The following is a 13,230-nucleotide window of genomic DNA, read 5'->3' as shown; positions in this document are numbered from 1 at the left end:
TGCGCGCTCGGCCCAGCGGTCCCGGTCCGCCCGCAGGGCCTCCATCTGGTCCTGGTGCAAGGCCAGCGCGGCGGACGCTGCCTTGTCCGTGCTCAAGACCGCCCTGGCGCGCGAGCGGCAACGGACGAGCGAGCTTCGGACGGAGATCGACGCGCTTGAGGTCGCGCTGGCCTTGCACCAGGACCAGATGGAGGCCCTGCGGGCGGACCGGGACCGCTGGGCCGAGCGCGCACGCCTTCTTGCCGCGGCGATGGTCCAGGAGGCGGGCGACGTCCGGACGTCGCCCGATCATGCGAGCGCCGGGTCCAGGGAGCCGACATCCGCCGTGGCGCCGGGCGCGGCCCGTCGCCTGCGCGCCTAGAGCCTGCTCCAGCGAGGGGGATGCCCCGGTGATCCGATCGCGGGCCGGCGCGAACACGGACCGTCGTCCACGCCCGCCGGCGCCGGACGTCAGGGCGACGTCCGCAGCCGGTCCAGCAGGGTGACGTCGGCATAGCCGTCCGGACGGAGGCCGGTCGAGGCCTGGTAGGCGCGGATCGCGGCCCGCGTCTTCGGACCGATCCGGCCGTCCACGGCGCCGGCCGTGTGGCCGTGCGCGTCCAGGCGGGTCTGAAGATCGCGGCGCTCGGCTTCGGTCAGGGCGCGGTCGCCACGGGGCCAGTCGCGGGCGAAAGCGGCCTGCCCGCGAAGGCGGTCCGACAGGTGCGCGACGGTGAGCGCGTAGGACAGCGACGTGTTGTAGCGCAGGATCACCGAGAAGTTCGGCCGCAGCAGGAAGGCCGGGCCGCCCGCGCCCGCGGGGGCGACGAGGGTGGCCTGCGCGACGCCGTCCGCTTTGCGATCGGGGACGGGCGTCGCGCCGAGCGCGCGCCAAGCGTCGAAGCTGCGCGGGGTGTCCTCGTCCGCCAGCGCGTAGTCGAAGCTTTCTCCCAGCACGGCTTCTGTGCCCCAGGGCTCGTTGCCGCGCCAGCCCATGGCGACGAGGTAGTTCGCCGTCGAAGCGAGCGCGTCGGGCACCGACCAGAGGTCGCGCCGGCCGTCGCCGTCGAAATCCACGGCGTGGGCGCGGTAGACGCTCGGCATGAACTGGGTATGCCCCATGGCGCCGGCCCAGGAGCCGGTCAGGCGCGCGGGCGGCACATCCCCTCGCGCGAGGATCCGAAGCGCCTCGACGAGCTCGTCGCGCCAGTAGCTCGGTCGGCTTGGATCGCCGCAGGCCAGCGTCGCGAGCGATTGCACCACCGGACGGACGATCGCGGCGTCGTCGAGGACTTTGCCGTAGCCCGACTCGACGCCCCAGAAGGCCACGAGGGTGAAGCGGTCGACGCCGGTGCGCCGCTCGATCGCCTCGAGGACCGCGGCCCATTCCTCGAGCTTGCGCTGCCCTTCGGCGATGGTCGCCTCGGTGATCGTGGCGTCGAGGTAGGCCCAGATCGGCTTGACGAACTCGGCTTGGCCGCGGGTCGCCGCCTGCACGTCCGGGTTGGGCGTCAAGCCGACGAGCTGCCCGTCCGCCCAGGCCGGCGGCACCCCGCGGGCCTGGGCGTCGGCGGCGATCCTGCCCAGGCAGTCGGCCCAGGGCGATGGTTCCGACGATGGTTCCGAGGATGCCAGGCCGGCCGTCGCCAGGGCTATCGGGAGGGCTGCGGCGCGGAGCAGGCGGGCGAGGCGCATCATCGGTTCTCCGCGTCGGGGCGGCGATCGCATTGCCGGAGGAAGCCTCTCGGCCCTATGTCGGTTCTCGATCCCGCTCAAGGCGTGCGTGCGGTCGCGACCCAGCGCATCCGTCACGGTTCATCACGGCTCTCGTCCTCGCACCGCTCTTGGAACCCCTCGACCGATGCCGAACCGTCTCACGTCGACCGTCCGCGCCGCCGCCGAGGGTCTCGTCGCGCTGGTGGCGGCCGGCAACCGGCTGCGCCTGCCGGGGACGGCGCACCCCTTCGTGGTCGGCGTCCACGCGCCGATGCGCGCGGAGCTGACGCTGCGGGACCTGCCCGTGACCGGGACGATCCCATCGGGGCTCGACGGGCGATACCTCAAGATGGGCGCCAACCCGGCCCGCCCGACGACGCGCGGCCACGATTGGTTCCTGGGCGACGGCATGGTGCACGGCCTGCGCGTCGCGGGCGGCAAGGCCCTGTGGTACCGCAACCGCTGGATCGGCTCGCGGGCGGCCTCGGCGGCGTTCGGCCGGCCCGCCGCCCCCGGACCGCGCCGGGGCGACGACACCGTCAACACCAACGTCGTCGAGATCGGCGGCCGCGCCTTCGCCCTGGTCGAGGCCGGCAGCTATCCGGTCGCGCTGTCCGAGGATCTGGAGACGCAGCTTTACGATCCGTTCGAGGGGACGCTGGCCGGCTCCTTCACCGGGCATCCGCACCGCGACCCCGAGACCGGCGAGACGCATGCCATCGCCTACGACGGCCGGATCTGGGACAGCGTGCGCCACGTCGTCGTCTCGCCCGCCGGCCGCGTCGTGCGCGACGTCTCGATCCCGGTCGAGCACGGCCCCTGCATCCACGATTGCGCGATCACGGCGCGCTTCGCGGTGGTGCTGGACCTGCCCCTTACCTTCTCGATGCGGGCGGTGCTGGCCGGCCACCGCTTCCCGTTCCGCTGGAACCCTGCCCACCGCGCGCGCCTCGGCCTGCTCCCCCGGCACGGGACGGCCGCCGACATCACATGGTGCGCCCTCGATCCATGCTTCGTGTTCCACGTCGCCAACGCCTACGACGACGCGGACGGGCGGGTGGTCCTCGACGTCGTCGCCTACGAGAGCGTGTTCGCCTCGGCAGGCGGCGGCCTCGACAGGCCGGGCCGGCTGGAGCGCTGGACCGTCGACCCCGCGACGGGGCGGGTCGACCGGCGGGTGGTTGATCCGGCGGCGCAGGAGTTTCCGCGGATCGACGAGCGCCGCTTCGGGCGACCCCACCGCTACGTCTACGCGGTCTCGGTCCCCGCCGACGGCAACACGCAGCTCGAAGGCGCGACGCAGATCTACAAGCACGATCTGGCGCGCGGGGCGCGGCGCGTGCACGAATTCGGTACCGGCCGCGTCCCGGGGGAGTTCGTCTTCGTGCCGGCGCGGCCGGAGGCCGGCGAGGACGAGGGATGGCTGATCGGGCTCGTCGTCGACACGGCGCGCGACACGACCGACTTCGTCGTCCTCGATGCGCGCGCGTTCGAGGCGCCGCCCGTCGCCACGATCCACCTCGGGCACCGGATCCCGCCGGGCTTCCACGGCAACTGGTTTCCCGCGCGCGATCCGGCGTGAACGGTCGCTGAGGTTGACCCCGATCACCGCGTCGATGCCCGAGGGCGTGATCGCGCTCCAGCCGCATACAGCGGCGAAAGCCATCGAACGCCGTAAGCGAGTGCTGCGATGCAAGGCGAGCCGACGGCGCCTCCGGCGGGGCGGCGAAGCCGGCAAAACGACCACGAGGCGCGCGAAGCGGAGATGGCTCCTCCGACGCCTGAAGCCAAATCGCGGGACCGCACGGCGTGGCGCTTTATTCCGCTGGTCGGTCCGTGCATGATGAAGGCATGAGCGTCGCGCCGTCCGGTGCGGGTGCCGCGGGATCGCATCTCAAGCCCGAGGACAACGGGCAGGGCGGTTCCGCCGACGGGGAGGGTTTCGGATGGATCGTCGCGTCCTGTTGGCCGGCGTCGGCGGTCTTGCCGCGTGGGCTGCGCTTCGCCCGTCGGCCTCCGTCTCCGCCGGCGACAGGACGCGCATCGTGCTCTGGCATGCGATGTCGGGCGCGAACGGCGAGGAGGTCGAGCGGCTGACGCGCGACTTCAACGCGAGCCAGTCCGATGTCACCCTCGAGGCGGTGTTCAAGGGCACCTATCCCGAGACGCTGACGGCGACGATCGCGGCCTACCGCGCCGGCAGGGCGCCGCACGTCGTCCAGATCTTCGAGGTCGGCACGGGCACGATGCTGCAGGCTGGCGCCGCCATCAAGCCGGCCTGGAAGCTGGCGGAGGAGACCGGGCTCGCACTCGATCCCAAGGCCTACATCCCAGGCGTGCGGGGATACTACAGCTTGGCCGACGGCAAGCTCGCCTCGATGCCCTTCAACTCCTCGACGGCGGTCATGTGGTACAACCGCGACGCCTTCGAGAAGGCGGGGCTCGACCCGGACGCGCCGCCGGCCACCTACGACGACTTCGCCAAGGCGGCCCGCACCCTCGCCTCCAAGGCGGCCACGCCCATCGCCAGCACCTCCGCCTGGATGACCTGGATCCAGTTCGAGGAATACGCCGCGATCCAGAACCTCGCCTACGCCACCGAGAACGACGGCTACGACGGCCTCGGCGCGGAACTGCTCATCAACACCAAGCCGTTCGTCGACCAGCTCCAGCGCTTCCTGGACCTGTCGAAGGACGGCGCCTTCAAGTACGCTGGCCGCGACGGCGCGCCCGATGCGGTCTTCTATTCCGGGCAGGCCGCGATCGGCTTCGGCTCGTCCTCGGGCCGTGCCGACATCGTCAAGAACGCCAAGTTCCGTTACGCCGAGGCCTTCCTGCCGACCGAGCCGGCGCTGAATCCGCGCCCGAACAACTCCATCATCGGCGGCGCCAGCCTGTGGGCGATGACGGCGCCGAAGCGCAGCGAGGCCGAATACAAGGGCGTCGCGGCCTTCTACGCTTTCATCGCGAAGCCCGAGCAGGTTGCCCTCTACGCCCAGAACACCGGCTACGTTCCGGTGACGCTCGCGGGCTACGCGGCCACGAAGCAGGCGGGCTACTTCGACAAAAATCCCGGCACCGACGTGCCGGCGCGGCAGCTCTCCCGCGGGGAGCTGACCCCGAACTCGCGCGGCCTGCGCCTCGGCCGCCTGCCGGAGATCCGCGCGATCCTTTACGAGGAGATCGAGAAGGCGCTCCAGGGCCAGCAGACGGCGCAATCGGCGATGGACGCCGCCGCCGCGCGCGGGAACCGCGTCCTGCGCGACTTCCAGAAATCCGCGCGCGGCTGACGCGGCGGACCGGCGGAAGGCACGCGTGAGATGGAACGACGGACGCTGTTCCCGGGCCGGGTGCTCCCGGCGCTGCTGATCCTGCCGCAACTGGTGCTGACCGGCGTCTTCTTCCTGTGGCCGGCCATCCAGGCGATCAAATCGAGCCTGGAGCGCGAGGACGCCTTCGGCACCAGCACGGAATTCGTCGGTCTCGACAACTTCGTCGACCTGTTCGGCGATCCGCTCTACCTCGCCGCGATCGGGCGGACGCTGGTGTTCTGCGCCTGCGTGACCGGGATCGCGATGGGCGTGGCGCTCGGGCTCGCGGTCCTGGCCGATACCGAGATTCGGGGGCGCGCCTTCTACCGCACGATGCTGATCTGGCCCTACGCGGTGGCGCCGGCCATGGCGGCCGTGCTGTGGGTGCTGATGTTCCACCCGCAGATCGGTCTCGTCGGGGCGTGGCTGAACCGGATCGGGATCGCCTGGGACTACAAGCTTGACGGCACGCAGGCCATGGGGCTCGTAATCCTGGCCGCCGCGTGGAAGCAGGTCAGCTACAACTTCATCTTCTTCCTGGCGGGCCTCCAGGCCATCCCGAAGACGATCATCGAGGCGGCCCGCATCGACGGCGCCCGCGGCGTCCGCCGGTTCCGCACCATCGTCCTGCCGCTGCTGATGCCGACGGTCTACTTCCTGCTCGTGGTCGACCTCGTCTACGCGGCCTTCGACACCTTCGCGACCGTCTACGCGGTGAACGGCGGAGGGCCGGGCCAGTCGACCCAGACGCTCGTCCTCAAGGTGTACCTCGACGGCGTCGTCAACGCGAACGTCGGCTCGTCCTCCGCGCAATCCGTGGTGCTGATGGCCGGCGTCATCGTCCTCTGCGCCCTGCAGTTCCGGTTCCTCGGGCGAAAGGCCGCCGCCTGATGCGCCGGAGGATGCCCCCTCTGATCCCGCATGCCGTGCTGATCCTGGCGATCCTGCTCTTCGCCCTGCCGATCTGGATCGCCGTCGCGGGCTCGACCCAGGATTCGGCCGCGATCGCCCGTGGCGAGGTCTCGCTCGTCCCGCGCCTCTCCGGCCTCGGCGTCTACCGCGACGTGCTGGTGAACGGCTCGGCGGGGGCCGGGCCGGTCTGGCGCTCGCTGCTCGTCTCGGCCGCGATGGCGCTGGCGATCGCGTTCGGAAAGATCGCCCTGTCGCTGCCCTCGGCCTATGCGGTCACCTTCTTCCGCTTTCCCTTCCGCATGACCGCCTTCTGGCTGATCTTTCTGACGCTGATGCTGCCGGTCGAGGTGCGGCTGATCCCGACCTTCCAGGTCATGGCCTCCCTCGACCTCATCAACAGCTTCACGGGGCTGACGATCCCCCTCGTCGCCTCCGCCACGGCGACGCTGCTGTTCCGGCAGACGTTCCTCGCGGTTCCGGACGAGCTCGTGGAGGCGGCGCGCATGGACGGGGCCGGGCCCCTGCGCTTCCTGCGGGACATCCTGATCCCGGTCTCGGGCGCCAACATCGCGGCCTTGTTCGTCATCCTGTTCGTCTACGGGTGGAACCAGTACCTGTGGCCGCTCCTGGTCGCGACCGATCCGAAGCTCGACACGGTGGTCATCAGCATCGTCAAGATGGTCGGCGTCGACACCGCCACCGAATGGAACAAGGTCATGGCGACGGCGGTGCTGGCGCTGGTCCCGCCGGTCGCGGTGGTGCTCCTCATGCAGCGCTGGTTCGTGAAGGGCCTGACGGAGGGCGACAAGTGATGGCGGGCCTGAAACTCGACGGCCTGCGCAAGCGCTTCGGCAACAACGAGATCCTGAAGGGCGTCGACCTCGCCCTGGCGGACGGCGAGATGCTGGTCATCGTCGGCGCGTCGGGCTGCGGGAAATCCACCCTCCTGCGCATCGTGGCGGGGCTCGAGACGCCGTCCGCCGGGCGCGTCCTGATTGACGGGCGCGACGTCACCGGCCTCGACCCGTCGGCGCGCGACATCGCCATGGTGTTCCAGAACTACGCCCTGTACCCGCACATGAGCGTGTTCGAGAACATGGCCTACGCGCTGAAGATCCGCGGCCTTCCCCGCTCCGAGATCCGGGCTAAGGTCGATGCCGCCTCGGCCCTCCTGGGCCTGGAGGCGCTGCTCGAGCGCAAGCCGCGCCAGCTGTCCGGCGGCCAGCGCCAGCGGGTCGCCATGGGGCGCGCCATCGTCCGCGACCCGAAGCTGTTCCTGTTCGACGAGCCGCTGTCGAACCTCGACGCGAAGCTCAGGGTGCAGATGCGCGGCGAGATCCGCCGCCTCCAGCGCCGGCTGAAGGTGACGAGCCTCTACGTCACGCATGATCAGGTCGAGGCGATGACGCTCGGGGACCGGCTGCTCGTGATGCACCAGGGCGTGCCGGTGCAGCTGGCGACGCCGACGGAGGTGTTCGAGCGCCCGGCCGACACCTACGTCGCGGGCTTCATCGGCTCGCCAGCGATGAACCTGCTTCCCGGCACCCTCGGTCGCGACGGGACGTCGGTACGCGTGGCGGACGCGGACGTCGCGCTCGGGGCCTGGCGGTTCGACCGGCCCGACGGCCACCGGGTGGTGCTGGGCATCCGGCCGGAGCATGTCGTGCTCGACGCATTGGGCATGACCTGGCCGGTCGAGGTCGTGGAGCTGCTCGGGTCCGAGATGCTGGTGCATGCCGGACGCCCGGGCGGGGCGTCGCTCACGCTCAAGATCGCCAACGGCGCGCCCGTGGGCGACGCCATCCGGGTGTCGTTTCCCGCAGCCCACATCCACGTCTTCGACGAGGCGACCGGCTTGCGGATCGAGCCGGCCCTCGCATCCTCGCGCGTGAGGGAAGCCGGCTCGCGTGCGGATGCGGGGGCCTGACTGTGTTCCATCGGAGGACGCACCACATGCGCTTCGTGACCGCCATCCTCCTCGCCTGCCTCGCGGGCCCGTCCGCGGCGTGGGCGCAGGCGGCGCCGCTCCCACCGCGCGAGGTGCCGGCCAAGACGATTCCTGTACCGGGCACCGTGAGCCCGGCCCTGCAGGCGATCATCGCCCAGCCGCTGCGGACGAACTGGGACAAGCCGCCGACGACGCCGGACGGCTGGAAGCAGCTCTCGGACGGCTTCGCGACGCTTGCCGCCCCGCAGATCGGGCCGATGTCCGAGCGCCTGCGGGTGACCGTGGCGCCGACGACGATCGACGGCGTGCGGGCGTACACGATCACCCCGACCGACATCCCCGCCGCGAACCGGGAGCGGATCGCGATCCACGTCCACGGCGGCTGCTACGTCCTCAACCCCCGCGAGGCCGCCCTGCCGGAGGCCATGCTGCTGGCCGGCTTCGGCCGGATGAAAGTGATCGCGGTCGACTACCGGATGCCGCCGGAGGCGTTCTTTCCGGCGGCGCTCGACGACGGCATGACGGTCTACAAGGCCGTGCTTCGGACCACCGCCCCCGACCGGATCGCGGTCTTCGGAAGCTCGGCCGGCGGCGCGTTGACCCTCGCGATGATGCTGCGGGCCAAGGCGGAAGGCCTGCCGCTGCCCGGGGCCATCGTACCCGGCACGCCGATGTCGGACGCGACGCAACGCGGCGACTCGTTCCAGACCAACGCGAGGGTGGACAACGTGCTGGTCTCGCCGGCGGGATTCTGCGACGCGGCCACGAAATTCTACGCCGCGGGGCACGATCTCACCGATCCCCTGCTTTCGCCGATCAATGGAGACGTGCGCGGATTCCCGCCGACGATCCTGACGACGGGCACGCGCGACCTCCTCCTCTCGAACACCGTCCGGATGCACCGCAAGCTTCGGCAGGCCGGGGTCGAGGCCGCGCTCCAGGTCTTCGAGGGGCAGTCGCACGCGCAGTTCTACCGGGACGATCGCGTGCCGGAGGTGAAGGAGGCGTTCGAAGAGATCGCGTCCTTCCTCGACCGGCATCTGGCGCGCTGAACCAGGGGCCGCCACGTCGCCCGCGACAGGCCGCGGGCGACGTGGCCTGCGGGGATGCGGCGGGCCGCAAACGAACCGGCCGCCTCCACGATCGCGGCCGCCTGTCACGATCTTGATCGGGGCACGCCTTCGAGGTCGAGCGAGGGCGTGTCATCCATGCGGCTCCTGCCGCGAAGAGCCGAAGCCCAGAGGACATCCATGGCGATCGCGCCCGTTGATCCGGCCCCGTCCAAGCCCCGCCCCTCCAAGCCTGTGCCCTCCAAGCCCGTGCCGGCAACGGATCCCGGAACCGCCCCGGCGGCCGGGACGCTCGAGCGCCTCGGCATCCGATTCACCGCCTGGGCGGAGCGCTGGTTTCCGGACGCCTTCATCTTCGTCGCCATCGCGGTCGTCGTCGTCGCCCTCGGCGTCCTGGCCAACGGCGCGCCGGCGGCGTCCGTCGCCAAGAGCTTCGGGGACGGGTTCTGGAGCCTGATCCCCTTCACCATGCAGATGGCCTTCGTCACCATCGGCGGCTACGTCGTGGCGGTCTCGCCGCCGGTGCGGGCGCTGATCGAGCGCATGGCGCAGGTGCCCCGGACCGGGCGCGGGGCGGTCGGCTTCGTGGCGGGCGCGACGATGCTCTCGTCGTTCCTCAGCTGGGGCCTCAGCCTGATCTTCGGCGGCCTGCTGGTCCGAGCGCTCGCCCGGCGGACGGACCTCCGGATGGATTACCGGGCCGCGGGCGCGGCGGCCTATCTCGGGCTCGGCGCGACCTGGGCGCTCGGTCTCAGCTCCTCGGCGGCGCAGCTCCAGGCCAACCCTGCGAGCCTGACCAAGAGCCTGCTCGCGATCTCCGGCGTGATCCCGTTCAGCGAGACCATCTTCCTGTGGCAGTCGATGCTGATCGCGGCGATCCTGTTCGTCGTCTCGGTGGCGATCGCCTACGCCTCGGCGCCGCGCGGGGCGACGGCCGTCACCGCCGAGACCCTGGGCGTCGACGTGAGCCGCGAGTCGACCGACATCCCGCCGCCGCGCCAGCCCGGGGAGTGGCTGGAGCATTCGCCGCTCCTAACGATTCTCCTCGTGGTGATCGCCGGCGGCTGGATCGTGCAGGAATTCGCCCGTCAGTCGTGGATCGTCGCGATCTCGAACCTCAACACCTACAACCTGCTGTTCCTCACCCTGGGCCTGCTGCTGCACTGGCGGCCGAAGCGCTTCCTCGTGGCCGTCTCGAAGTCGGTGCCGGCGATCGCGGGCATCCTGATCCAGTATCCGCTCTACGCGGCGATCAGCGGGATGCTGACCGTGCCGAAGAACGCGGCCGGCGCCTCGGCGTCCGATGCGATCACCCATGCCTTCGTCAACCTCAACACCGCCGGCACCTTCCCGCTGACGATGGGCGTCTACTCGGCGATCCTCGGCTTCTTCGTGCCCTCGGGCGGCGGTAAGTGGCTGCTCGAGGCGCCTTACGTGCTCCAGGCGGCCAACGAGCTGAAGGTCCACCTCGGCTGGGCGGTGATGATCTACAACGCCGCCGAGGCGCTGCCGAACCTGATCAACCCGTTCTGGATGCTGCCGCTGGTCGGCATCATCGGCCTGAAGGCCCGGGACATCGTCGGCTTCAGCTTCCTCCAGCTCATCGTGCACCTGCCGCTGGTGCTGTTCCTGCTCTGGGCCCTGGCCTTCACGTTGACCTACCATCCGCCCGTCATGCCGTGAGGGCGAGGCGGCGGGAGGGTCAGATCTTGCGCGATGCGCCTTGGCCGACGAGGACGGCGGCGCCGGCATCCGCGAGACGCCGCATCTGATCCTTCGGCGCGTCCGAATTCGTGACCAGCGTCCAGCGTTGCGGGAGAGCCGCCCAGGCGTTCTGCTCGGCCCGGCCGAGCTTGCTCGCGTCGGCGAGCACGATCACCCCGTTCGCCTGGCGCATCATCAGGGATTTGAGCGCCACCTGATCGAGGCTCGCCTCGCAGAGGCCGCGCCCCGCCACCACCCCGTCGGCGCTGAGGACGACGTGATCCGCGGTCATGAGGCGAAGCGCCTCGACGGCGAGGGGGCCGACCGTGCTCATGCTGGTGGCCCGCAAGGCGCCTCCCAGGACCACGAGCTCGATCCCCGGCGCCTCGGCGAGGGCGGGGAGCAGGGCGAGGTTGTTGGTGACGATGCGCAGGCGGCGCTTGGCGAGGAGCTGCCCGAATGCGGCGACCGTGGAGCCGGCATCGAGGATCAGCGTGTCGCCGTCCTCGACCAGCGTGATCGCCTTGCGGGCGATGGCGAGCTTCTCGGGCCCGTTCACGGCCATCCGCTCGGCCAAGGTCGTCTCGACCGGGTGGCCGGCGAGGATCGCGCCGCCGTAGGTCCGGCGGACGGCCCGGGTGGCGGAGAGGACCTGGAGATCGCGCCGGACCGTGGAGGCGGAGACGTCCAGGCGGGCGGCGACGTCGTCGACGTCGATCTCGCCGAGCTTCAGCGCCTCCAGCAGCAGCGCCTGACGCGCCTTGCTCCGCATCGACATGAGGACGACGACCCTACCGAGATGATCCGGTGCGCCCGATCCGACCCGGACGATCCCTTCGGGACGGCGGATCCGGGCGCGGCACGGGCTCGCCCGATCCGCCCTCCGCTCCGATCGAGGGGAGGGCGCATCATGCCGGAGGTCGGGCCGGCTGGCTATGCGGAAGCCGGTGCCGCCTTCGGCGCGAGGTCGACCGCCTGTCGTAGGGCCTCCATCAGGCTGCGCTCGTCGGCGACGCCCTTGCCGGCGATGTCGAAGGCGGTCCCGTGGTCGACCGAGGTGCGGATCACGGGAAGGCCCACGGTGATGTTCACGCCGGCCTCGAGACCGAGCACCTTGATCGGGCCGTGACCCTGATCGTGGTACATCGCGACGACCATGTCGTAATCGCCGCGTCCGGCGAGGAAGAACAGCGTGTCGGCCGGCAGCGGGCCGCGCACGTCCCACCCCCGGGCCCGACAGGCCTCGACCGCCGGCGTGATCTTCTCCGCCTCCTCGCCGTGGCCGAACAGGCCGTTCTCGCCCGCGTGCGGGTTGATCGCGCAGACGCCGATCTTCGGGTTCGCGATGCCGGCCTTCACCAGCACCGCATGCCCCCGCGCGATTACGCGCTCGACCAAGCCGGGCTCGATCTTCGCGATCGCGTCGACGAGGCCGATATGGGTCGTGACGTGGATCACCCGGAGCTTGGGCGAGACCAGCATCATCGAGACCTCCGGCGTGCCGGTCAGGTGGGCCAGCATCTCGGTATGACCGGGGAACTTGTGGCCGGCGGCATGAAGCGCCTCCTTGGACAGGGGCGCGGTGCAGATCCCGCCGGCCTCGCCCGCCTGCACCAGCTCGACGGCCTTGGCGATGAAGCGGTAGGCCGCCTCGCCGCCGACCGGCGACACCTGCCCGAACGGCAGGTCGGCGGGGACGACCTTGAGGTCGATGCATTGCACCGCCCCCGTGTCGAAGTCGGCCTCGCCGACATCGGCCAGGGCATCGACCGGTACCCGCGATCCGACGATCTCGCCCGCCTGCCGCAGGCGCCCGGCATCGCCGACGACCAGCGGACGGCACAGGGCCTGGACCTCGGCATGGGCAAGCGCCTTCATGATGATCTCGGGGCCGATGCCGGCCGGGTCACCCATGGTGATGGCGATGGTCGGACGTGTCATGAGAAGCTTCCTTCGATGCGGACCGCACGCAAGCGCTCGCGGATGCGGATGAGGCTGTCGGCGTCGCCGAAGGCGCCCGCCTTCGTCGCGACGGGGATGGCGAGGCGGCCGAGCGTGAGGCCGAGGGACACGCCGGGCTCGATCTCGTCGACGAGTCGAATCCCGTCGACGCCGAAGCGCGAGAGGAGGGCGGAGGCGGTCTCGCCCCCGGTGGCCGCGAACGCGCCGATCGCGGCGCCCAACGGCGCGAGCGCGTCGGCGAGGGCATGCACGAGGCGAGGGCCGAGGGCCATGTCGGGAACGCCCGCCATCGCGATCTCGACCAGGACGTCGTGCCCGGCGGCGATCGCGATCGCGACGCGTGCGACCGCAGCGGCCAACTCGCCCGGATCGCCGAGAAGGGTCTCGGACGAAACGGGCAGGTGGACGACGCCGTCGAGCGCCGCGAGCTTGCGGGTGGCCGCCCGGGAGGTCGTCGCAAGCGATCCCACCACGATCAAGCTGCCGCCCCGGCGCGACGCGATCCGCAAGGGCGCAAGCGCCGGTCTCGCCTCGACCGCTGCGAGGGCGTGGGCGAGGCCGGCGCTGCCGACGAAGAACGGCGCCAGCCCGCCCGACGGGCCCGCGGCGGCGATGCGCAGGCCCTCGG

General features: G+C 71.1%; 12 protein-coding genes. 8 read left to right on the top strand and 4 right to left on the bottom strand.

Translation table 11 applies throughout. The annotated features are described in order from the left end of the window. Positions 1-88: 88 nt before the first annotated feature. Positions 89-361 (top strand): hypothetical protein, encoded by a 273-nt coding sequence (locus FV223_RS08830; protein ID WP_187276096.1) that lies wholly within the window; start codon positions 89-91, stop codon positions 359-361. Between the two features lie 89 nt (positions 362-450). Here FV223_RS08830 and FV223_RS08825 read toward each other — a convergent pair whose 3' ends face one another. Next, the gene (locus FV223_RS08825; protein WP_187276095.1) at positions 451-1,677 is read right to left on the bottom strand and encodes a lytic murein transglycosylase; all 1,227 of its coding nucleotides are present in this window, start codon (positions 1,675-1,677) and stop codon (positions 451-453) included. A 163-nt stretch (positions 1,678-1,840) separates the two neighbouring features. On the opposite strand from FV223_RS08825, the gene FV223_RS08820 reads away from it, so the two are divergent. From FV223_RS08820 to FV223_RS08790, 7 genes are all read left to right on the top strand, one after another. Continuing rightward, positions 1,841-3,277 carry a carotenoid oxygenase family protein gene (locus tag FV223_RS08820; protein WP_147726482.1) on the top strand — a complete coding sequence of 479 codons (1,437 nt, stop codon included), beginning with the start codon at positions 1,841-1,843 and terminating at the stop codon, positions 3,275-3,277. A gap of 364 nt (positions 3,278-3,641) precedes the next feature. Continuing rightward, positions 3,642-4,985, top strand: coding sequence for a sn-glycerol-3-phosphate ABC transporter substrate-binding protein UgpB (gene ugpB / locus FV223_RS08815; protein ID WP_147726480.1), 1,344 nt, complete (start codon positions 3,642-3,644; stop codon positions 4,983-4,985). A 30-nt stretch (positions 4,986-5,015) separates the two neighbouring features. Beyond that, on the top strand, positions 5,016-5,897 hold the full coding sequence (locus FV223_RS08810; protein WP_147726478.1) for an ABC transporter permease subunit: 882 nt from the start codon (positions 5,016-5,018) through the stop codon (positions 5,895-5,897). Between the two features lie 11 nt (positions 5,898-5,908). Then, entirely contained in the window at positions 5,909-6,730 is an 822-nt protein-coding gene (gene ugpE / locus FV223_RS08805) for a sn-glycerol-3-phosphate ABC transporter permease UgpE (protein ID WP_243932763.1), read from the top strand. Beyond that, positions 6,730-7,845, top strand: a complete 1,116-nt coding sequence (gene ugpC / locus FV223_RS08800; protein ID WP_147726475.1) for a sn-glycerol-3-phosphate ABC transporter ATP-binding protein UgpC — start codon at positions 6,730-6,732, stop codon at positions 7,843-7,845. Before ugpE ends, ugpC begins: the two co-directional genes overlap by 1 nt. Positions 7,846-7,871: 26 nt before the next feature. Beyond that, complete coding sequence (locus tag FV223_RS08795; protein ID WP_147726473.1) at positions 7,872-8,918, top strand: alpha/beta hydrolase; 1,047 nt, start codon at positions 7,872-7,874, stop codon at positions 8,916-8,918. Between the two features lie 198 nt (positions 8,919-9,116). Next, the gene (locus tag FV223_RS08790) at positions 9,117-10,619 is read left to right on the top strand and encodes a TIGR00366 family protein (RefSeq protein ID WP_244033301.1); all 1,503 of its coding nucleotides are present in this window, start codon (positions 9,117-9,119) and stop codon (positions 10,617-10,619) included. 19 nt (positions 10,620-10,638) lie between these two features. On the opposite strand, the gene FV223_RS08785 is transcribed toward FV223_RS08790, so the two are convergent. The 3 genes from FV223_RS08785 to FV223_RS08775 form a co-directional block, all read right to left on the bottom strand. Next, positions 10,639-11,418: a DeoR/GlpR family DNA-binding transcription regulator gene (locus FV223_RS08785; RefSeq protein ID WP_147726471.1), complete on the bottom strand. Its 780-nt coding sequence runs from the start codon at positions 11,416-11,418 to the stop codon at positions 10,639-10,641. Positions 11,419-11,573: 155 nt separating this feature from the next. After that, positions 11,574-12,581 (bottom strand): 4-hydroxythreonine-4-phosphate dehydrogenase PdxA, encoded by a 1,008-nt coding sequence (gene pdxA / locus FV223_RS08780; protein ID WP_147726469.1) that lies wholly within the window; start codon positions 12,579-12,581, stop codon positions 11,574-11,576. Further along, positions 12,578-13,230: nucleotide-binding domain containing protein (locus FV223_RS08775; RefSeq protein WP_281407441.1), on the bottom strand; the 653-nt coding region annotated here is incomplete at its 5' end. The genes pdxA and FV223_RS08775, both read right to left, overlap by 4 nt.

This window comes from Methylobacterium sp. WL116, assembly GCF_008039455.1.
GTDB lineage: Bacteria > Pseudomonadota > Alphaproteobacteria > Rhizobiales > Beijerinckiaceae > Methylobacterium.
Note: the sequence above shows the minus strand (reverse complement) of the source record. Positions and strands in the feature narration are given on the sequence as shown.

What these genes read in the sequence shown, in the direction of transcription:
- FV223_RS08825 (WP_187276095.1), bottom strand. Translation starts at nt 1,677, where the DNA reads ATGATGCGCCTCGCCCGCCTGCTCCGCGCCGCAGCCCTCCCGATAGCC.
- FV223_RS08820 (WP_147726482.1), top strand. Translation starts at nt 1,841, where the DNA reads ATGCCGAACCGTCTCACGTCGACCGTCCGCGCCGCCGCCGAGGGTCTC.
- ugpB (WP_147726480.1), top strand. Translation starts at nt 3,642, where the DNA reads ATGGATCGTCGCGTCCTGTTGGCCGGCGTCGGCGGTCTTGCCGCGTGG.
- FV223_RS08810 (WP_147726478.1), top strand. Translation starts at nt 5,016, where the DNA reads ATGGAACGACGGACGCTGTTCCCGGGCCGGGTGCTCCCGGCGCTGCTG.
- ugpE (WP_243932763.1), top strand. Translation starts at nt 5,909, where the DNA reads ATGCCCCCTCTGATCCCGCATGCCGTGCTGATCCTGGCGATCCTGCTC.
- ugpC (WP_147726475.1), top strand. Translation starts at nt 6,730, where the DNA reads ATGGCGGGCCTGAAACTCGACGGCCTGCGCAAGCGCTTCGGCAACAAC.
- FV223_RS08795 (WP_147726473.1), top strand. Translation starts at nt 7,872, where the DNA reads ATGCGCTTCGTGACCGCCATCCTCCTCGCCTGCCTCGCGGGCCCGTCC.
- FV223_RS08790 (WP_244033301.1), top strand. Translation starts at nt 9,117, where the DNA reads ATGGCGATCGCGCCCGTTGATCCGGCCCCGTCCAAGCCCCGCCCCTCC.
- FV223_RS08785 (WP_147726471.1), bottom strand. Translation starts at nt 11,418, where the DNA reads ATGTCGATGCGGAGCAAGGCGCGTCAGGCGCTGCTGCTGGAGGCGCTG.
- pdxA (WP_147726469.1), bottom strand. Translation starts at nt 12,581, where the DNA reads ATGACACGTCCGACCATCGCCATCACCATGGGTGACCCGGCCGGCATC.